A 19509-nucleotide genomic window follows, 5' to 3' on the forward strand; every position below is an offset into this window, starting at 1 on the left:
GCAAAACGACCTGTTGAAGTCTATTCCGAGAACTAAACTTCAGCAGGTCGTTTAATATAACGCCTTAGCTTATCTGTACTTATTGGTGTGCTTCTTTTTGGTGTGCTGCTCGCGGTAATCGGCCTGCACCTGATATACCTGATAGATATACAGAGCGCACAGGGGAATAGCTACAATCAGGCCTAACCAGCGGTTGTTGAAGAAGTAGCTGCCGGCCATGCCGCCAAGCAAGCTGATGATAAGTACAATCAGCATATTAACCTTGATTTTCATTAAATATTTTTTCATTATATATTCCTCCCAGGTTTTATAATCAGTGTAATGTGTTATTGCCTGCGCAATCAAAGCAATTGCGGTACAACGATGTTGTCTTGGGGAACTTTTTCCGGATGGAAAAGCGGCAGCAGCTCTGCTGCTGTAAGAGGCTCCGGCTTGGGCAGCTGGCCTGCAAGATAGGCCAGGAGGCCGATAATAGGCTCCGGACTGCCGAAGTGCTGCCTGAGGGCGGCGATTTCCAGATCACCGTCGCGCTTGGAAAGCCTGCGTCCCGCAGCATCTGTCAGCAGCGGAATGTGGCAGAAGGACGGCGGCGTAAGGTTCAGCAGGCGGTAAAGATAAAGCTGTACCGGTGTGGAGCTGAGCAAATCGCAGCCACGCACTACCTGATTTACGCCCATGAGCGCATCGTCGATGACTACAGCTAACTGGTAGGCGTATATTCCGTCGCTGCGGCGCAGGATAAAGTCACCGCATTCGTGCACCAGGTTGGCCTGTTGCCTGCCGTAGTGCATATCCGTAAAGGCGATAAGCTCGTCAGCAACCTTAATGCGCCAGGCGGGATGGCGCTGCTGCATTTTGGCGCTGCGCTGTGCTGCCGTCAGCTCGCGGCAGGTTCCGGCGTAAATAATACGTCCGTCGCTGGCGTGAGGTGCTTCGGCGGCGTGCAGCTCGCTGCGGCTGCAAAAGCAGGGATAGACAAGCTCCTGCTGCTGTAAAAGGTCAAAGTAGTGAGCATAGATATCGCTGCGGCGGCTTTGGAAAAAGCTGTCGCTAGCGGCGCTGCAGTATGCACCCTCGTCCCAGGTGAGGCCCAGCCATTCCAGCTCGCGTGCCAATGCGTCAGCCTTAGCGCGCGAGCAGCGCTGCGGGTCCAGGTCTTCGATGCGCAAAACTATTTTGCCGCCGCTGCTTTTGGCATAGAGCCAGGCCAGCAGACTGCAGAAAACGTTGCCCAAATGCAAAAAGCCGCTGGGCGTAGGCGCAAAGCGTCCTACGACAGGCGCAGTAGCTGCTGCCATTTTATCTCACCACCTCGACGTAATATCAATATATACTATAATATTTTACCATAAACTCTCCTGCTTTGCTAAGGAGATTAGTGCAGCGACGGAAAAAGTTTGCTATAGCCAGTGATTTCACGATAAACTCACTGTTTTGCCTGCCTGCTTTGCTGTATAATGTAATTATAAAAAGTATGCTGTTTATAAGCTTAAGGAATGGGGTGTAAAAATGACAGAATGCTTAGATGAGCATAAAATGAAATATGCTGTTGATACGGATAAGGAGGCAGAGGATATCTGCCGTTGGGCTGCTGCCCGCGCCGGTGTGATTGTAGTTGCTCCGGTAGTAGGTACGATGACACTGATGGCTAACGAGGTTTATATGATTACCCGCCTGGCCAAGCTGCGCGGTGTCAAGCTTTCCGAAAGTGCCGTGCTGGGGCTGTTGGGTTCACTGGGCGGTGCCTTTGTAGGGCAGACGCTGGCGACGCTGATTCCCTTTGCGCCGGTGCAGATTCCTGTAGGTATGTCGGTGACGTATGCTGTGGGCAAGGTGGCGAATGCCTGGCTGGCAGCAGGCTGCCCGGAGGATTTGTCGGCCTTTAAGTCTACTTATGAGGAGGCACGCATTGAAGGCATCAAAATGCTGGGCGAGCTGAAGAACATGGCCTGCAAGGATAAGCCGCTGGGTGATGAAAGCCGCCGCTTTGAGGTGGATGACGATTCGCCGGCAAATAAAAAGGTCGACGATTTGCTGCGTAAGGTAAAGGGCGTGTTGAAGAAGGACTGAGACACCTGCTTATGCCGGTAGTGTAGTTCTTATGCTGCCGGCTTTTTTATAATTCTTTTTTACACCATAAGAAGTTTTGTTGTATAATAGATAATTGAGAAAATATTTTTATGTGAGGTCTGACTATGCGCTTAAGAAAAAAACCATGGATTGAAGAAGCTATGAAGGAAGTGCAGGGAGAATACGTTTTCCTGCATGATATTGATAAGTTCAAGGGACATTGGCAGGAGATGTTTCCGGGCAAACGTCTGTGTCTGGAAATTGGCTGTGGCAAGGGACGCTTTACCATCGGCATGGCAGAGCTGTATCCGGATAAGGCCTTTATCGGCATTGAAACACAGCATGATATTGCCTATTTCCCTGCGAAGGCTGCCAAGGATAAAGAGCTGACGAATGTAAAAATCATTTGCGCTAACGCTGAAAACCTGCTGGACTGGTTCGAGCCGGGCGAAATCAAGGAGCTGTACCTGAACTTCAGTGACCCTTGGCCGAAGGCACGTCATGCCAAACGCCGTCTGACGCACCGCAACTTCCTGGCGCTGTATAAGCAGCTTTTGGGCGAGGGCGGTCACCTGCGCTTTAAAACAGATAACCGCGCTTTGTTTGATTTTTCCGTAGAGGAATTCAAGGAGTTCGGCCTGCAGATTATTGCTTTGAGCTATGACCTGCATCATTCTGAATATGAGAATCCTGTACAGACAGAATATGAGCAGAAATTCAGTGCGCTGGGAACGCCAATCAATTTCTGCGAGGTAGTTTTTTAAGTAAGGCTTTGCCATGAAGAAGAGATTTTTGTTATGGGACAATCCCTGCATTGCTGTTTATGCACTTGTGGGAGTTTTGCTGCTGGTGGGTGGCATAAATGTGTTCAGTGCCAGCTTTGTGAAGGCACAAGGGATGTTTGGTGACGGTCTTTATTTTCTGCTTTTGTATTATGTCTATGCGTTGCTTGGCATAGTAGCAATTGCTATTATCCGCTATTTTGGCTACAAATTTTGGTTGAATAAAAAATTGCTTTACTTGGCTTTGGCTGTTGTATTGGGCATGCTGATAGCAGTTGAGTTTGTGGGAGAGGTCAATAATGGCGCTGCCCGATGGCTCAAAATCGGTCCGCTTAAGCTTCAGCCATCGGAAATAGCCAAGCCTTTGCTGATAATGATAGCTGCGAAGTATCTGGGCAATGTGATGAAGCGGGGTGAAAGATTAAGCCAGCGCCTTGGCGATTGTCTGTGCGTAATAATCCCGACGCTGGTTATTGGTTTTCTTGTTTATAAGCAGCCTGATATGGGAACGGCAGCAATTATCGTGGCTCTGGTCATGGGATTATTTGTTGTTGCCGGTCTGCCTATGCTTTGGGTAACCGGTATGGGTATCTTAGGTGTCGTGGGAGGCGGCATTCTGGCTTTTTCTTCGGAGTATCGTGCGCACCGTTTCATGGTATGGCTTGACCCCTGGCTTGACGCTCAGGGCAGGGGTTATCAGACAATACAGTCACTGAAGGCCATTGGCAGTGGCGGGCTTACAGGTACCGGCTGGGGACATGGTGCAGCTAAGTTTGCTTTCCTGCCGGAGTCACATACGGACTTTGCCTTTGCTATTTTTTGTCAGGAAAATGGTTTAATTGGTGCTTTCCTGTTGCTTCTTGTATTTTGTCTTTTGTGTGCTGCCTTTTGTAAGATTGCCTTCCATACACGTGATAAGGTTGGCTTTTTGCTGGCTGTCGGTGTTACCTTTTTAATTATCGGCCAGGCAGTTTCCAATATGGCCATGGTTTGCGGCTTGCTGCCTGTTATCGGCGTACCGCTTACCTTTATCAGCTATGGTGGTACCTCAATGGTAATTTCGATGGCAGCAATCGGCCTGCTGTTGTCAGTTTATGATGAGGAAGAGCGTCTGCAGAAGCTGGAGGACGAGCCGCCGGAAAAACGCCGCAGTGATTTGCGCGTTGTGCATAGCGGGAGGTGGCAGCGGTGAAGCGTTTTTCTTTATTGGATGCGCAAAAACGTTTTGTTAGCCTGTGTTTATTGATGGGATTGTTAGTGTTCCTTGTATTTTTGCGACTTGTCTGGCTGCAGGTGGTAGATGCCGCAAAGTACAAGGAAATGAGCAAATACCAGATGACATTAGATTATGAGCGCGGCACTCCGCGCGGACGCATTATGGACCGCGATGGAGAGGAGCTGGCCGTGAGCATTATGACGGGCTCGCTTTATGCGGACCCCGAGAAGATGGTTGACAGCGAGAACAGAATAAAAGAGCATGGGCCGCGTGATGCACGTCGCCTGTGTGCTAATCTGCTGGCGCCGGTGCTGAAGCGGGATCCCGAAAAGCTTTATAAGGACTTTTGTGGCGGCGGTAATTACCTTTGGCTGAAGCGTTATATGGATCCCAAGGAAGTGGCGCAAATCCAGAAAATTATTGACGATAATGATTTGCCTGGCCTGCATTTTGAGCAGGAAAGCAAGCGCTACTATACTAAAAAGCGGGCAGCGGCACAGGTTATCGGCTATGTTGGTACGGATGATAAGGGACTGGCCGGTATTGAACACGCATATGATGACCTGCTTAAAGGTAAGAAAACGCTTTATTCATGTCTCATGGATGCTAACGGCAAGCGGCTGGTAGGACTGCTGTTTAATGAGCCTGCGCATGATTTGCAGCGTAAGCAGGAGCAGCTGCCGACAATCTATTTGACCTTGGACAGCAAAATCCAGTATGTGCTGGAGGATGCTATGGATGATGCTATGAAGCGCACCAAGGCTCAGGGAGCAGCGGCAATCATCATGGATCCGTATACCGGCGAAATCCTTGGTATGGTCAGTCGTCCGACTTTTGATCCAAATAATTTTGGCAAATATAGTGCTGATAGCTGGAAGAACCGTGCTGTTTCGCTGGTTTACGAGCCTGGCTCGGTCTTTAAGCCGATTGTAGGCTGCATGGGCCTGACGGAGGGTATTATTACGCCAGATACACTAATTCAGGACAACGGTCATATCAAGATTGCTGACCGCACTATTTATAACTGGGACGGCGAGGGCCTGGGCACGGTGCCCTTTTCCACGGTTATCAAGTTTTCGATTAATACCGGTATGGTACAGCTTGGCATGCAGCTGGGAGCGGAAAAGCTTACGAGCTATGCGAAAAAGTTCGGCTTTGGCTCGCCCACCGGCATCGAGCTTCCCGGTGATGAAAACGGCATCCTGTATAATCCCAAGAATATGTACGAACCTGATATTGCTACCATGGCCATTGGCCAGGGCATTGGTGTGACACCGCTGCAGGAGCTGCGCGCGATTTGCGCTATTGCCAACGGTGGTGAGCTGCTGCAGCCATATATCGTCAAAAAAATAGTGGCTGCTGACGGAACTGTCATCAAGGAGGGCAAGAAGACGGTGGTGCGCAATGTCATTACCGAGCAGGTGGCACGACAGATGCGCGAGATGATGGAAATGGTAGTCAGCGAGGGTGGCGGTAAGACTGCTTCCATTAAGGGCTATCGCATTGCCGGCAAGACCGGTACGGCCGAAAAGCGGGCTGAGAGCGGCATTGGTTACGCTGCCGGTCAGTACATTGCTTCCTTCGTAGGCTTTGTGCCTGCTGATAAACCGCGCTATGCGATGATCGTTATGCTGGATACACCGAAGGGTGCCTTCTACGGCTCGCAGGTCAGCGCGCCTATCTTCCGCGATACGCTGCAGCAGATTCTGGTAGCAAAGGGCATTCAGCCTGTCTACAGTAAGGGCTTACCTTCGTTTGAGGAGTTGAATACTGTCAGCCAGAAGGCTGATAACAAGCCGAAGCAGCTGCCGGTGCTGCAAAGAATGCCAGACGGCAAAATCAAGCTGCCGGATTTCAAAGGCTTGGATATGCGTAATACTGTCGACCTGCTGGAGCCGTATAAGCTGCGGCTGAAGCCTTATGGCAGCGGCCATGCGTGGCAGCAGAAGCCGCCACCTGGTAGCGAGGTGCTTGAAAACACTACGGTAGAAGTGTGGTTTAACTAAAAATTTTTGTATTATTTTACTTCCCCGGGCAGGAAAAAAGCTGCTCGGAGAAGAACTATATATGATACTTTGTTTCCAGTTGTATTTTTACGCAATGAAATAGGAGGAGATAAACATGTTATCCGATATTGAAATTGCCCAACAGGCAAAAATGCAGAAAATTACTGATGTTGCTGCCAAATTAGGCATCAGCGAGGACGATATTGAATTATATGGTAAATATAAAGCAAAGCTGTCCTACGATTTAATCCGTCGTGTGAAAGATAAAAAAGACGGTAAGCTGATTTTGGTTACCGCTATCACTCCGACTCCGGCTGGCGAAGGCAAGTCCACTACTACCGTAGGTCTGGCACAGGGCCTGGCTAAGCTCGGCAAAAAGGTTATCGTAGCTCTGCGCGAGCCTTCCCTCGGCCCATGCATGGGCATTAAGGGCGGCGCTGCAGGCGGCGGCTATTCCCAGGTTGTGCCGATGGAGGATATCAACCTGCACTTTACCGGTGACTTCCATGCTATCACCTCTGCACATATGCTGCTGGCAGCAATGCTCGACAACCATATCCAACAGGGCAACGCTCTGAACATTGATCCGCGCCGTATTGCCTGGAAGCGTGTTGTAGATATGAACGACCGCGAGCTGCGCAACATCGTAGTAGGCCTGGGCGGCAAGGCTCATGGCGTACCGCGTCAGGACGGCTTTGACATCACCGTTGCTTCCGAGGTTATGGCTATTCTGTGCCTGGCAAGCAGCCTGCACGACCTCAAGGAGCGTCTGGCAAAAATTATCGTTGCTTATGATTACAACGGTAAACCTGTTACTGCAGGCCAGATTAAGGCTCAGGGCGCAATGGCAGCTTTGCTGAAGGATGCCGTTAAGCCGAACCTGGTACAGACTCTGGAAAACGTACCGGCAATCATCCACGGCGGTCCGTTTGCTAATATTGCCCATGGCTGCAACAGCGTTATGGCAACTCAGACCGGCATGAAGCTGGCTGATTACACTATCACCGAGGCAGGCTTCGGCGCTGACCTGGGTGCAGAAAAATTCTTCGATATCAAATGCCGTTATGCTGGCCTGAAGCCGGACGCAACTGTTATCGTTGCTACCGTGCGTGCACTGAAGATGCATGGTGGTGTACCGAAGACCGAGCTGAAGACTCCGAACGTAGAGGCTGTTAAAAAAGGTCTGGTAAATCTGGAGAAGCATATCGAAAACGTTAAAAAATTCGGCGTTCCCTGCGTAGTTGCGATCAACATCTTCGCTCAGGATACCGCAGAAGAGCTGGAGGCAGTACGCGAGCACTGTGCTAAGCACGGTGTTAACGTTGCACTGTCCGACGTATTCGCTAAAGGCGGCGAGGGTGGCATCGACCTTGCTAAGGAAGTAATTGCCCTGGCAGACAGCGGCGAGAGCAAATTCGCGCCGATTTATCCGCTGGATATGAGCCTGAAGGGTAAGATTGAAACCATTGCTAAGGAAATTTATGGCGCTGACGGCGTTAACTATACTAAGGAAGCAGATAAGGCTCTTAAGGAATTTGAAGAGCTTGGCTACGGCAACCTGCCTATCTGCATGGCTAAAACCCAATATTCCTTCTCCGATGACCCGGCACTTTTAGGTCGCCCGAGCGGCTTCAAGATTACTATCCGCAATTGCCGCATTGCAGCAGGCGCAGGCTTTATCGTAGTTCTGACCGGTGATGTTATGACTATGCCTGGTCTGCCTAAGGTTCCGGCAGCAGAGAAGATTGACGTTACGGATGATGGTGTTATCAGCGGTCTCTTCTAAAAAAGTCTGACGGATAAAGCGCCATCCTTTAAGGAAATCGGAGGATAAAGCGCCATTTATTAATATATTTTCTATCTATAATAAATCAACTATGTTTTTTTGAGGTGAATTTACTATGGAAACTGTTTTAATGAGGGGTAAGCCTGTTGCTGATGTTTATCGTGAGGCTATTGCCAAAAAGATTGCTGTTGCTAAGCAGCACGACCTGGTAGTAACCCTGGCTATTTTGGTTGTGGGTGATGATCCTGCATCTCACGTATATAAGGACAGGCTGGTCAAATTAATTGAAAGTCTGGGCGGTGCCGCTAAGGTTATCACCTGCCCTGCCGATACTCCGGAGGAAGAGGTTATCAGCATCATCAAAAAGCTGAACCGCAACCGTTACGTTACCGGTATTATGCCGATGATGCCGATGCCGAAGCATATCAACAGCGATAACGTGGGCGCAGCAGTTTCCCCGAACAAGGACGTGGACTGCCTGAATCCGCAGAATATCGGTGATGTGTTCATGGGACGCAGCCGTTTTGCTGCCTGCACGCCGCGTGCCTGCATGGCAACCTTGGCGCACTATGGCATTGAGCTGGAGGGCAAGAACGTTGTTGTTATCGGCCGCAGTAATGTTGTAGGCAAGCCGGTAAGCGTACTGCTGCTGCAGCAAAACGCTACCGTTACCATCTGCCATTCGCGTACACGCAACCTGCCGGAGCTTTTAAAGCAGGCAGATGTTATTGTCGCTGCAGTGGGCAAGGCCTGCTTTGTGAAGCCGGAAATGGTTAAAGAGGGCGTTGTGATTGTGGACGTAGGCATCAACGCTGTTGACGGCAAGCTGGTGGGCGACGTTGACCATGCTGTTGCTGAAAAGGCGAGCGCCTTTACGCCTGTGCCGGGCGGTATCGGTGTTGTCAGCAATATGATGGTAATGGAGTGCCTGACGCGTCATATCTGATTTTGGCTGCAGACACATTAAGTGAGTGATGGAGCTATATGAAGTATTTTTGGTTTTTACTGGCTGCCTGTTTTGTGGGCATAATCTTTTATAATTCGTCGCTACCCCTGCGGCAGTCATCCCAGCTTAGCGGCTGGGTGACTGCGCTGACGCAGCTTTTGGCGCAGCACCTGGATATCCAGCTGACGGGTGATGTGGAGCATCATATCCGCAAGCTGGCGCATTTTTGCGAATTTTCGCTGCTGGGGCTTTTGCTGTGCCACAGCTTCAGTGCTCTGGGCGTGTCGAATCGCACAGCAACCGGCTATATCCTGTTTTTGGCTTTGTTCGCGGCGGTGCTGGACGAATATATCCAAAGCTTTTCGCCGGGACGTGCCTGCAGGGTGACGGATGTGCTGCTGGATTTCAGCGGTGTCTTCTGCGCCTGGCTGGAATACCGCATCTGGCAGTGGTGCCGAAGATAATTAAACATGGAAGGCTGCAGCTTGGCGCCGACAGGCGTTCGGCTGCAGCCTTTTGTTTGTTTCGGAATCTGTATAGGCAAAAAATATTGTTGTAATTATAAATTGCGCGCCAATCTGCTTGCGCTCAAGGTTATCCTGTGCTATAATTTTGGTTAACAGATGGTGAACGTTAAAAACGTCAAGGTTAACGTACCACTTATTTTTTTACAGCATAAGCCTACCAATTAAATAGGTTACAAAAGGAGAAGAGAATATGAACCCGCAAGCATTAGCACAAGAAATTATTGATGGCAGAAGACTGACTCGTCAGGACGATTTAAATGCCTTTCTGACCTGCGATTTGCAGGAATTATGTGAAGGCGCAGATAAAATTCGCAAGCATTTTGTCGGCGAGCGCGTGGATTTGTGCTCCATTATCAACGGGCGCAGCGGCCGCTGTCCGGAAAACTGCAAATTCTGTGCGCAGTCCGCACATAACCATACCGATTGCGAGGTTTACAGCTTCCTGCCGGAGGAGGATATCGTGAAGCTGGCACGTTTGAATCAGGAGGAGGGGGTGCACCGCTTTTCCATTGTAACCGCAGGCAAGGCGCTGACCGGCGAAGAGTTCGATAAGGCTATTCATGCGTATGAAACTATGCACCGTGATTTGAAGATTGATTTGTGCGCTTCCATGGGCTTCCTTTCCCGTGAGCAGCTGCATCGCTTGCATGAGGCAGGTGTCACCAGCTATCATCATAACATTGAAACTTCTAAGCGCAACTTCCCCAATATCTGCACTACGCATACCTACGATATGAAAATCAATACGCTGAAGATGGTCAAGGAGGAGGGCATGTGCGCCTGCTCCGGTGGTATTATCGGCATGGGCGAAACCTGGGAGGACCGTCTGGATATGGCTATCAGCCTTGCTGAGCTGGGCATTGATTCTATTCCTCTGAATGCACTGATGCCGATTCCCGGTACGCCGCTGGAGCATCTGCCGAGTTTGAGCGAGGCTGATATCCTGCGTACTGTGGCCTTCTTCCGTTATATTAATCCGCTGGCCAATGTTCGCCTGGGTGCTGGCCGTGCGTTGCTGACCAATGATGGTGAAACGGCATTTAAGGCAGGTGCATCCGCAACTATTACTGGCAATATGCTGACGACTGTGGCCTGCGCTACGATTCGCAGCGACAGAAAGATGTTGAACCATATGGGACGTGACATTAAGCCGGAATATATGACGGATGCGGAAGCTGCGGCGATTGATGCCAGAGCGGAACAGGCATGATTATAGCTTAAAATGAATTTTGCTGCCTGCGGAGGGACGAGGTCCTTTTGCAGGCAGCTTTTTTGTGCTGCTTTAACGGTGCGTTTTGCACCGGTTGCACCAGTTGAACCACTTTTTTCAGCCTTTTTGCTCAAAAACCGTAGGCTCGAAAACTTTAATATAATATAAATAAAAATAACGTAAATTTGCTCTAAAGCCTATAAAATAAAGGGTTTGAACCCTTACGAAGACTTTACTTACAGGGATATATATTAGGGGTTGTGGAGCAGTTTTTCTTTTTGCACCAAAAGTAGTGGTGCAGAGGGAAGTGAGAAAGGAAAATAATTTATTTAGAGGTAGGAGGAGAGAATATTTAATTGCTTGTAGACGGATTGATGTTGCTGTAGGCAGTTCTTTGGCTAAATGATAAATTTGTCTTCTTGATAATATATAAACTTTTAGTACATTGGTTTAGTAATACAACTCCGAAATATTATAATTATTGAGAAAAAATAGATTAATGAAATAAAACCTAAAATAATATAGAAAAAGGCAAAAAAGTGTAATAAACTTTACAACTTGACTAGAAATGCTGCTAAGGGTATAATGTACACAATAACTAATACTGATAAGAATTTTAGTATAAATTTAGAATAAATTTATATAGAGAGATTTGTTTTAGGTGCAATAATTGCTTAATAGATAAACAGGTGTAATTCCTGTACTGTCCCGCAGCTGTAAGGCGGAGCAGATTTTTTTATGTCACTGGGTAACCGGGAAGGCAAAATCTGCATTGAAGCTAAGCCAGAAGAACTGCCTAAAATAAAAGCCATAGTTTTCTGCGATCGACAGAATAGGCCTGCAGTGGGATAAGTACGCCTTTTTGCTGATTGCAAGAGGGTGTTTTCTTTTATGCTTAAATTTTTTAGTAATGATGGCTTGCCCAATAAACCTTTCGTTTTTTTCGTTAGTGCGTTAGTGGGAGTTGTTATAATAGGAGAAATCGTTTATTGTGGTTTTAAGTTTGATACAGGGGAATTGTTTCATAGAAAACCACAACCAATAGATGTCTCAGTAAAGAATTATAATACTGACAGGCGTGAAGTTATTCTGAACTTTGAACGCACTCCTGAAAGAATTATAGCTTATCATCAAAATAATATTGAGATACTAGATAAATTTGGCGAAAGAGATAGAATTATTGCTTCGGTTGGACGTTTTATTATTCCCCATGATGTTAAGCAGCAAGAAATTGACAGACTTATAAACAAAATACCTTATTATGGTCAAAATGGCATTGATAAAGAAACAGCACGCTACCTGAATCCAGATTTCATTATGGGTTGGCCGTCTTCTTTTGGTAAAAGAGGAGTTTGGTCGCTGGGAGATACTGACTATTGGTTAAAGCGAAATGTTAATTGTTACATGTCCTTGCAGCAGAAAGACGGAAAGCTTTATGAAACGATGGATGGTGAATATCAGTACATATTAGACATAGGAAAAATTTTAAAAAAAGATGCTGAAGCAATGCAAATTGTTTCTGATATCAAAAGCGATGTTAATAAAATTCTTTCTGACAATCAGCATAGAAAACAACAAAAGGTGTTGATTTTAGATTTTTATGGTAATACCATAAGTTCCTATGGAGAAAATCGCTTAGCAGGCAATATTGTGCAGGCTTTAGGCGCTAGTTTGATAAAAACTAATAGTAAAATTGGCAAGGAAGATATTTTGCTTGCTGATCCTGATGTGATTTTCCTTATTTATAAAACAGATGCTGATTTAGCATTTAAAAACAAATTTATGCAAAACGAAGAATTCAGATCATTAAAAGCTATCAGAAAAAGAAGAGTATACATGATTCCTATATCATATATTTATAATAGCGGCTTGCGATTATCTGATACTATTCACCTGATTGCCGCAGGATTGTATAATTAGTTTTCAAATTGAATCGATTTACTATAGTCGGTTTAATTTAAAAAATATTAAAGGAGTTGTATGTTATGAAGAAAAGGATGTTAGCTTTAGCGGTTATGTCAACAGTTTTTAGCGTAGGGTTTGTTATGAGTGCAAATGCTGCTGAAAATGCTGACCAAAAACTGAGTCAATATAGTGTTGACGAAGTTATTGTAGAAGGTAGTAGAGACCTGTTGCCTGGTGGTTTTGTAAAGAGCACTTCCAATGTAGGTATTATGGGCAAAAAATCTATTATGGAGACACCGTTTACGAAAGCAAATCTTTCCGAAAAAGCTATTACTGCTTTTGAAACACCCGGTGAAGGCTTGACTAGTGCTCTGTTGAACGTTCCCTCTGTTCGCTCTGCTTCTTCCCCGATGTATAATGATTTTTGGATTAGAGGTAGCCGTATTACCGGCTACCAAATGTATATTAATGGTGTGCCGGGCTTGCTGACTCAAACTAATATTCCCACTAATTTTGTTGGCAGCATCGAAGTTACTTCCGGTCCTGTAATGGGTGTTACAGGTACTACTGTACAGGAATCTGCTGGTGGTATGGTAAATTTAGTTTCTAAACGTGCAAGCGGAGAAGATATTACCAAGTATAAGCAGACTTTTTCCGGTAAAAGCGTTTTTGGTGAATATATTGATGTTGGCAGACGTTTTGGCGAAAACAAGTCTTGGGGTTTAAGAGTAAATGCTCAAAACTCTTCTGGCGAAACAGCAATACCGGGTGAAAAATTAAATACCAGAGACATCTTTATCAACTTGGATCATGTAGATGCAAAAAGCAATACCAATTTGTTAGCAGGCTACAGATTTGTAAATCATAAAAATGGTGTAAGATGGTTCCAATACGGTGGCGGTGTTACCAAGTTACCTAGTGCTCCGGATTCTAAGAATAACTATAGCTTCAGAGGTCAGGAAATGGAATATGATACTTGGCTTGCAACCTTGAATCATGAACAAAAACTGAATGATTCCTGGACTGCTTTTGCTAATATTGGCTACAGCAAGTATGATCTTTATAAAAACTACAATGCTGACAGCAGTGCTTATTTGGTTAACAATAATAATGGTGATTTTACAGCGAAGAGCTGGAGCAAAACATTCCCTGTAGAAAGCTATTTTGGTCAATTAGGTATTAAGGGCGAGTTTGCTACCGAAGATGTAAAACATAATGTTTCTTTAGCAGTTGATAAAGCATGGTATAACAATGGTAGTGCTGTTCCTGGGGTTCAATTTAATACAACAGAACCAGGTAACCTTTATAATAAAACTCATATTATTGGGGCCGAATTACCTGCGCCGAATCTTGGAGGATATACTGCTAGAAATGAATATTGGGGTATTTCTTTAGCTGATAGCATGAAATACGGGAAAGCCGAATTGTTATTGGGTGTTCACAAACACAATGCTAAGGTTGATTCTTATCAATGGAATACTGGTGCACATACTGGTTCTACTCAGAAGAGTGATTCTACTAGTCCGACCTTTGCTTTAAGCTATAGCCCTGATGACAAGGTAACTGTATATGCAAACCATGCAGAAAGCTTTAATAAGGGTGCTCTTGTACCAGGCAGTGCTAATGGTAATCATTTAGAAAATGGCGGTGAGATGCTTTCTCCGACTAAGACAAAGCAGAATGAAATTGGTGTAAAATACCAAAATAAGGGTATTCTTACTACTTTGAGCCTGTTTGATCTTAAGCAAGCTGCCAATATGGATGTGCAAAAAGATGGCAAATGGTATAGAGTACAAGATGGTGAAAATGAGTTTAAGGGTATTGAATTAACCGTTAATGGTAAATTTGCTGATAAATGGAATGCAATGGGCGGTATTACTTACTTGAATGGTAAAGTAAATCGTTCTGCATCTGTTGCTTCCGGTACTAAAATCAATGGTACACCTAAATGGAATGGTGTAATGTCTTTAGAATACCAGGCAGACGATGATTTCAGCGTATTGGGCAGAGCCTTGTACTTTGGTGATTGCACTATCCAAAATGAAAGATTAGAAGTTCCTTCTTATCTGACTTTTGATTTGGGTGTAAAATACAAAACCAAGGTTTCCCATACTCCTGTAACCCTGTCTGCAATGTGCTATAATCTCACTGGTAAGGATTACTGGATTACTTCTGGTAATACTACTATCTTGTCTAATCCTCGCACCTTTATGTTAAGCGCAGAATTTGATTTATAATTCTTTTTAAATAGAGTTAGCAGTATCTTCGGGTACTGCTAACTCTATATCCATCTTTATTTAATATTTTATTATATTGGAGAATGCTTACAGATGTCAGTGCTTCTATTAATTATATTGTTAATATCAATCATTATATCAGCTATGTTTGGCAGCGCTCCTCTTGCACTTGAAGATGTAATGGAAGTCATAAAAACAGGATTGTTTTATAGAGATTTAGATATAGCTGAAAATATGTTAACTACTTTTGATATAGTGTGGTTATTAAGGTTGCCGAGAATTATTTTAGCTATATGTATAGGAGCAGGCCTGTCTGTTTGTGGTGTAGTTATTCAGGCGATTGTACAAAATCCTTTAGCTGATCCATACATTCTGGGAGTATCGTCTGGTGCGTCTTTAGGAGCAACAACGGCGATAATGCTAGGCTTGGGTGTATTGTTAGGCGAAAATGCTATAGGTACATCTGCTTTTATCGGAGCTTTTATAGCCAGTGTTTTAGTTTTGGTTTTGTCTAATATCGGCGGAAAGGCAAATTCGGTAAAGCTTGTACTGGCAGGTACAGCTTTGAATGCGGTTTTCAGTGCTTTTTCCAGTTTTATTATATTTTTTGCAAACGATGCGGAAGGTATGCAAACCATAGTATATTGGTTGATGGGTAGTATGTCCGGTGCTAAATGGAGTTCTTTAGTAGTGATATTTCCTGTGACAGTATTGTTAATCGGATATTTCTGCAGTCAATCACGTATATTAAACTTGATGTTATTAGGTGATGATGCTGCAATAACATTAGGGCATAAATTAAATGGCGTTAGAATATTGTTCCTGATGCTTATTTCAATTGTTATTGGATTAGATGTATATGCAGCCGGTATAGTTGGCTTTGTAGGATTGATTATTCCTCATATTTCAAGGATACTGGTTGGCGTAGATCATAAAAAATTAATACCCTTTAGTGCATTTTTAGGTGCTATATTTCTGTTATGGGCTGATGTTTTATGTAGAGTTATTATATCCAGAACGGAATTACCCATAGGAATATTAGTTTCATTGGTCGGAGCACCTACTTTTATTTATTTGATGTTGAAAAAATCCTATGGATTTGGGAGTGAGTAATAATGAAAATATTAGCTGAATCCATTAATTTATCCTATAGTAGTAAAAAAATTCTCAAGGATGTCGGGCTTAGGCTTGATAATAAAGAATTTTTGGGGATAATCGGACCGAATGGCAGTGGTAAAAGCTCATTTTTAAAGTGTATATATAGAGTTGTTAATCCCAATTCCGGAATTATATATTTAGATGAAAAACCTTTGGATGAAATCAGTTATCGTGAAACTGCTTTGAAAATGGCAGTAGTCAGTCAGCATAATCCCTGTAGTTTTGATTTTTCCGTATTGGATATGGTACTTTTAGGCAGAACGCCTCATAAAAAGTTTTTAGAAAATAATAATGAAAAAGATATAAATATTGCTAAGAATGCTTTGGAAAATGTTGGCTTACTTAATTTAGCAAACAGAAAATTTTCTACTTTAAGCGGTGGTGAGCAGCAACGTGTGATTCTTGCTAGAGCGCTGACGCAAGATACTGAATGCTTGCTTTTAGATGAGCCGACAAACCATTTAGATATAAAATATCAGCTGCAAATTATGGATATAGTTAAAAAAACGGGAAAAACGGTTGTTGCCGTAGTACATGATTTGAATATTGCAGCTATGTATTGTGATAGAATTATCGCTATGAAGAAAGGAGAAGTAGTTGGTTGTGGTACGCCTAAAGAGTTACTTACTGAAAAATTTATATATGATTTATATGGAGTTAGAGCTGTTGTGAGTAATGACTTAGGGATTCTTAGTATTCGCTATATGCCTAATTACTTAGTAAGATGATAGAAAGAACGGAAGGAGCTTTTAATATGAAAAGAATATTTTATATACTGCTGATGTCAGTAATGACATTGTTCTTGATAGCTGGTTGTGGTAGTGAAAGCAAGGGTGCAAATGTCAAAGTACATACTATATGTGATAGCGTAGGAAGAAATGTTGAGATTCCTTATCCGGTTACTAAAGCTGCTGTTGCGAATGCGTATAATGTTGAGCTTATAAATGCTATTGGTGCACTTGATAATGTTGTTGGTGTTGATTTTAATATTTACAATGATCAGGCAGGTTTTAAAAATAAATTTAAAAAAGAGCAGATAATAGGTAAAAACCAAAGAGAGCTGAATTACGAAAAAATTATTGAGATTAACCCGCAAGTTTTAATATTAACAGGTAATGGTGCTGTTGAAGAAGCCGAGAAAAAGCTAAAGCCTTTTGGTATTAAGGTCATTGTATGTGATTCTTATTATACAGAAGACTTTGAGAAAAATTGTAAGCTTATAGGCTCCATTTTTGGCAAAGAAAAAGCAGCCGATGAATTAACGGCTTATTTTATGGATAAGCTTGCCTATATTAATAAGCAGCTTGCTGGTGTAGAAAAGAAGAAAGTATATTTTGAATATAGAAGGATAGGTAGTACTACAATTCCGGGGAATTATTTTTATAAAATGATTGAATATGCTGGTGGCGCGAATATTTTTAGCGATGCCAAGAATGTTAACGTTGATCCGGAGTCGATAATCGAAAGAAATCCAGAATATATTATCAAGGTATCGAATGTTAATGTTCAATCTACATATGAGCCTCCGACAGCAGATGAACAAAAAGCAATTTTGGCTGAGATTAAAAATCGTCCTGGTTGGGATAGTGTTGATGCTGTAAAAAATAATAAAATTTTGCTTTTATCTCATTATGTTCATGGAGGAGCATCAAAACTGGTTGGTACTATGTATGTTGCTAAGTATTTATATCCTGACAAATTGCCGGATTTGCATCCAGAGCAGGTCTTTAAGGATTGGTTAGAAAAATACCAACACCTATCTTATATTGAGGGGCATACCTACCCCAAATTTAATTTGAACGATTGAGGTGGCTGTTACTATGTTGGAGCAACAATATGAGCGAGAGTGCAGAAGAAAAACAGCTTATATTGCAGTAGGCTTGGTGATGATAGTCTTTTTCGCTTTTGCTTTCTCGGTTATTGGTATGGATGTACCTGTTTTTCAATCAGTAGTTGCTTTAAAGGCACTTTATACTGGGAATATTAATGACGGCACTTATGCTGCTGCAAATAAAATCATCGTTTTATTACGTATGCCTCGAATATTATTGGCTGTCATTGCTGGCGTTGGTTTGTCTGTAGCTGGTTCAATAATGCAGTCTATAACAAGAAATTACCTTGTCAGCCCGTTTACTTTAGGTGTATCTTCAGCTGCTGCTTTTGGCGCATCAATGTGCATAGTTTTCGGAACAAGCTTATTCTTTCAAAGTGAAATAGGAATTATTTCCTGCGCTTTTTTAGCTTCTTGCTGTTGTGGCTGTATTGTTTATGGACTGGCAAATAAAATTGGAGTAAAGCCTAGTACATTAGTTTTGGTTGGTATAGCGTTAAATTATTTGTTTAGTGCTATGACGGCAACAATTGAGTTTTTCGCCAAGGAGCATAAATTGGAGGCTGTGGTACAGTGGACTTTTGGTTCTTTTAATAAAGCAACGTGGGAAAATGTTTTGATATCATTTATTGTTGTTGCGATAGCAAGTTTTGTTATCTGGAAATACTCTTTGATTTTGAATGTTATGGCTAGCAATAATGATGAAATGGCTAGAAGCTTAGGTGTAAATACTGATAGAATTCGTACTTATGGTGGCTTGCTTGCTATACTGATTACATCTACAGTAATAAGCTTTACTGGTGTTATTGGGTTTGTTGGTCTTATTGCTCCACATATGGCACGTTTTATAATTGGAACTGACCACAGATTCTACATTCCTTTTTCTGGAATTTTGGGAGCGATATTATTACTTGTTTCAGATACTTTTGGTAAGCTGATTCTGTATCCGGTTAATATTCCTGTAGGTATAGTTGTATCCTTCTTGGGTGTACCTCTTTTTGTACATTTGGTTTTGCATAAAAGCGGAAATTATTGAGTAGGTGGCAAGTATGGAATTAGTGGTAAAAGATATATCCTTTGGATACAACAAAAATGTCAACGTTTTAGATAAGGTTAGATTTAGTGTAAGAAGCGGAGAAGTATTAGGCATCTTGGGCCCTAATGGTACAGGTAAGACTACTTTGCTGAAATGCATTAATAATATTATTAGGTATAGAAGCGGTGATATATACTTTAATGATCAAAGCTTATCTGGCTTGAATCAATTTGAGATGGCAAAGATTATTGCTTATGTTCCGCAGTATATTAATAATATGTTTCCTGTAAGTGTTATCGATACTGTTTTGATGGGGAGATTACCTTACTCTAGATACGGATATTCTGAAGAGGATAGAAAAATAGCTTTTGATACGATTCGCATTATGAATTTGGAGAAGTTTGCTTTTCGCAATATCATGGAAATGAGTGGCGGCGAGAGACAAAGAGTGTTAATTGCTAGAGCAATGGTACAGCAACCTAAAATAATCACCTTAGATGAACCTACAAGCAGTTTGGATTTACATAATCAATTGTTTATTTTGAAGCTTGTATCTGAAATAGCTAAAACAAATAATATAAGCATAATTATGACAATCCATGATTTGAATTTGGCATCGATGTTTTGTGATAATTTATTGATGCTAAAGGATTCTCACGTTTTTGCTTATGGTAAAAGCCAAGAAGTAATTAATGAGAAAAATATTAGTGAAATGTACAATGTAAATACTAAAGTAAGCTTTGTTGATGGTTTTAAACATGTAAGGCTTTTAAAAGAATAAAGTTTATTTTAGAAGTTG

General features: G+C 43.2%; 17 protein-coding genes and 1 riboswitch. Of the genes, 15 read left to right on the top strand and 2 right to left on the bottom strand.

Annotated elements, in window-relative coordinates:
- Positions 1 to 69: 69 nt before the first annotated feature.
- The gene (locus tag RDW05_RS02175; RefSeq protein ID WP_040564521.1) at positions 70 to 288 is read right to left on the bottom strand and encodes a hypothetical protein; all 219 of its coding nucleotides are present in this window, start codon (positions 286 to 288) and stop codon (positions 70 to 72) included.
- A 53-nt stretch (positions 289 to 341) separates the two neighbouring features.
- A complete protein-coding gene (gluQRS, locus tag RDW05_RS02180; protein WP_307977682.1) occupies positions 342 to 1298 on the bottom strand; it encodes a tRNA glutamyl-Q(34) synthetase GluQRS in 957 nt (318 codons plus the stop codon).
- 211 nt (positions 1299 to 1509) lie between these two features.
- On the opposite strand from gluQRS, the gene RDW05_RS02185 reads away from it, so the two are divergent.
- From RDW05_RS02185 to RDW05_RS02255, 15 genes are all read left to right on the top strand, one after another.
- Positions 1510 to 2070, top strand: a complete 561-nt coding sequence (locus RDW05_RS02185; RefSeq protein ID WP_293724321.1) for a hypothetical protein — start codon at positions 1510 to 1512, stop codon at positions 2068 to 2070.
- A 125-nt stretch (positions 2071 to 2195) separates the two neighbouring features.
- On the top strand, positions 2196 to 2834 hold the full coding sequence (gene trmB / locus RDW05_RS02190; RefSeq protein WP_009144566.1) for a tRNA (guanosine(46)-N7)-methyltransferase TrmB: 639 nt from the start codon (positions 2196 to 2198) through the stop codon (positions 2832 to 2834).
- Between the two features lie 13 nt (positions 2835 to 2847).
- Positions 2848 to 4044 (top strand): FtsW/RodA/SpoVE family cell cycle protein, encoded by a 1197-nt coding sequence (locus RDW05_RS02195; protein WP_307977683.1) that lies wholly within the window; start codon positions 2848 to 2850, stop codon positions 4042 to 4044.
- A 53-nt stretch (positions 4045 to 4097) separates the two neighbouring features.
- Positions 4098 to 6074, top strand: coding sequence for a penicillin-binding transpeptidase domain-containing protein (locus tag RDW05_RS02200; RefSeq protein WP_307977684.1), 1977 nt, complete (start codon positions 4098 to 4100; stop codon positions 6072 to 6074).
- Positions 6075 to 6189: 115 nt separating this feature from the next.
- Positions 6190 to 7860, top strand: a complete 1671-nt coding sequence (locus RDW05_RS02205; RefSeq protein ID WP_307977685.1) for a formate--tetrahydrofolate ligase — start codon at positions 6190 to 6192, stop codon at positions 7858 to 7860.
- Between the two features lie 115 nt (positions 7861 to 7975).
- On the top strand, positions 7976 to 8806 hold the full coding sequence (locus tag RDW05_RS02210) for a tetrahydrofolate dehydrogenase/cyclohydrolase catalytic domain-containing protein (RefSeq protein ID WP_307977686.1): 831 nt from the start codon (positions 7976 to 7978) through the stop codon (positions 8804 to 8806).
- Positions 8807 to 8844: 38 nt separating this feature from the next.
- Entirely contained in the window at positions 8845 to 9270 is a 426-nt protein-coding gene (locus RDW05_RS02215; RefSeq protein ID WP_307977687.1) for a VanZ family protein, read from the top strand.
- A gap of 253 nt (positions 9271 to 9523) precedes the next feature.
- Positions 9524 to 10543: a biotin synthase BioB gene (gene bioB, locus RDW05_RS02220; protein WP_307977688.1), complete on the top strand. Its 1020-nt coding sequence runs from the start codon at positions 9524 to 9526 to the stop codon at positions 10541 to 10543.
- Between the two features lie 642 nt (positions 10544 to 11185).
- A riboswitch (cobalamin riboswitch) is annotated at positions 11186 to 11358 on the top strand.
- Between the two features lie 76 nt (positions 11359 to 11434).
- Positions 11435 to 12463: an ABC transporter substrate-binding protein gene (locus RDW05_RS02225; protein ID WP_307977689.1), complete on the top strand. Its 1029-nt coding sequence runs from the start codon at positions 11435 to 11437 to the stop codon at positions 12461 to 12463.
- Positions 12464 to 12528: 65 nt separating this feature from the next.
- Positions 12529 to 14685 (top strand): TonB-dependent receptor, encoded by a 2157-nt coding sequence (locus RDW05_RS02230; RefSeq protein WP_307977690.1) that lies wholly within the window; start codon positions 12529 to 12531, stop codon positions 14683 to 14685.
- A gap of 93 nt (positions 14686 to 14778) precedes the next feature.
- Positions 14779 to 15798, top strand: a complete 1020-nt coding sequence (locus tag RDW05_RS02235) for an iron ABC transporter permease (protein ID WP_304238063.1) — start codon at positions 14779 to 14781, stop codon at positions 15796 to 15798.
- Positions 15799 to 15800: 2 nt separating this feature from the next.
- The gene (locus tag RDW05_RS02240; protein WP_307977691.1) at positions 15801 to 16571 is read left to right on the top strand and encodes an ABC transporter ATP-binding protein; all 771 of its coding nucleotides are present in this window, start codon (positions 15801 to 15803) and stop codon (positions 16569 to 16571) included.
- A gap of 26 nt (positions 16572 to 16597) precedes the next feature.
- Complete coding sequence (locus RDW05_RS02245; protein ID WP_307977692.1) at positions 16598 to 17650, top strand: ABC transporter substrate-binding protein; 1053 nt, start codon at positions 16598 to 16600, stop codon at positions 17648 to 17650.
- 13 nt (positions 17651 to 17663) lie between these two features.
- The gene (locus tag RDW05_RS02250) at positions 17664 to 18710 is read left to right on the top strand and encodes an iron ABC transporter permease (RefSeq protein ID WP_307977693.1); all 1047 of its coding nucleotides are present in this window, start codon (positions 17664 to 17666) and stop codon (positions 18708 to 18710) included.
- A gap of 13 nt (positions 18711 to 18723) precedes the next feature.
- Positions 18724 to 19491, top strand: a complete 768-nt coding sequence (locus RDW05_RS02255; protein WP_307977694.1) for an ABC transporter ATP-binding protein — start codon at positions 18724 to 18726, stop codon at positions 19489 to 19491.
- Positions 19492 to 19509: the final 18 nt, after the last annotated feature.

The sequence above is a fragment of the uncultured Phascolarctobacterium sp. genome, from assembly GCF_902463975.1.
Taxonomy (GTDB): Bacteria; Bacillota; Negativicutes; order Acidaminococcales; family Acidaminococcaceae; genus Phascolarctobacterium_A.

Coding starts and splice junctions, on each gene's coding strand:
- gluQRS (WP_307977682.1), bottom strand. CDS start 1,298: ATGGCAGCAGCTACTGCGCCTGTCGTAGGACGCTTTGCGCCTACGCCC.
- RDW05_RS02175 (WP_040564521.1), bottom strand. CDS start 288: ATGAAAAAATATTTAATGAAAATCAAGGTTAATATGCTGATTGTACTT.
- RDW05_RS02200 (WP_307977684.1), top strand. CDS start 4,098: ATGGGATTGTTAGTGTTCCTTGTATTTTTGCGACTTGTCTGGCTGCAG.
- RDW05_RS02240 (WP_307977691.1), top strand. CDS start 15,801: ATGAAAATATTAGCTGAATCCATTAATTTATCCTATAGTAGTAAAAAA.
- RDW05_RS02195 (WP_307977683.1), top strand. CDS start 2,848: ATGAAGAAGAGATTTTTGTTATGGGACAATCCCTGCATTGCTGTTTAT.
- RDW05_RS02245 (WP_307977692.1), top strand. CDS start 16,598: ATGAAAAGAATATTTTATATACTGCTGATGTCAGTAATGACATTGTTC.
- RDW05_RS02230 (WP_307977690.1), top strand. CDS start 12,529: ATGAAGAAAAGGATGTTAGCTTTAGCGGTTATGTCAACAGTTTTTAGC.
- RDW05_RS02250 (WP_307977693.1), top strand. CDS start 17,664: ATGTTGGAGCAACAATATGAGCGAGAGTGCAGAAGAAAAACAGCTTAT.
- RDW05_RS02185 (WP_293724321.1), top strand. CDS start 1,510: ATGACAGAATGCTTAGATGAGCATAAAATGAAATATGCTGTTGATACG.
- RDW05_RS02210 (WP_307977686.1), top strand. CDS start 7,976: ATGGAAACTGTTTTAATGAGGGGTAAGCCTGTTGCTGATGTTTATCGT.
- RDW05_RS02215 (WP_307977687.1), top strand. CDS start 8,845: ATGAAGTATTTTTGGTTTTTACTGGCTGCCTGTTTTGTGGGCATAATC.
- RDW05_RS02235 (WP_304238063.1), top strand. CDS start 14,779: ATGTCAGTGCTTCTATTAATTATATTGTTAATATCAATCATTATATCA.
- RDW05_RS02255 (WP_307977694.1), top strand. CDS start 18,724: ATGGAATTAGTGGTAAAAGATATATCCTTTGGATACAACAAAAATGTC.
- trmB (WP_009144566.1), top strand. CDS start 2,196: ATGCGCTTAAGAAAAAAACCATGGATTGAAGAAGCTATGAAGGAAGTG.
- bioB (WP_307977688.1), top strand. CDS start 9,524: ATGAACCCGCAAGCATTAGCACAAGAAATTATTGATGGCAGAAGACTG.
- RDW05_RS02205 (WP_307977685.1), top strand. CDS start 6,190: ATGTTATCCGATATTGAAATTGCCCAACAGGCAAAAATGCAGAAAATT.
- RDW05_RS02225 (WP_307977689.1), top strand. CDS start 11,435: ATGCTTAAATTTTTTAGTAATGATGGCTTGCCCAATAAACCTTTCGTT.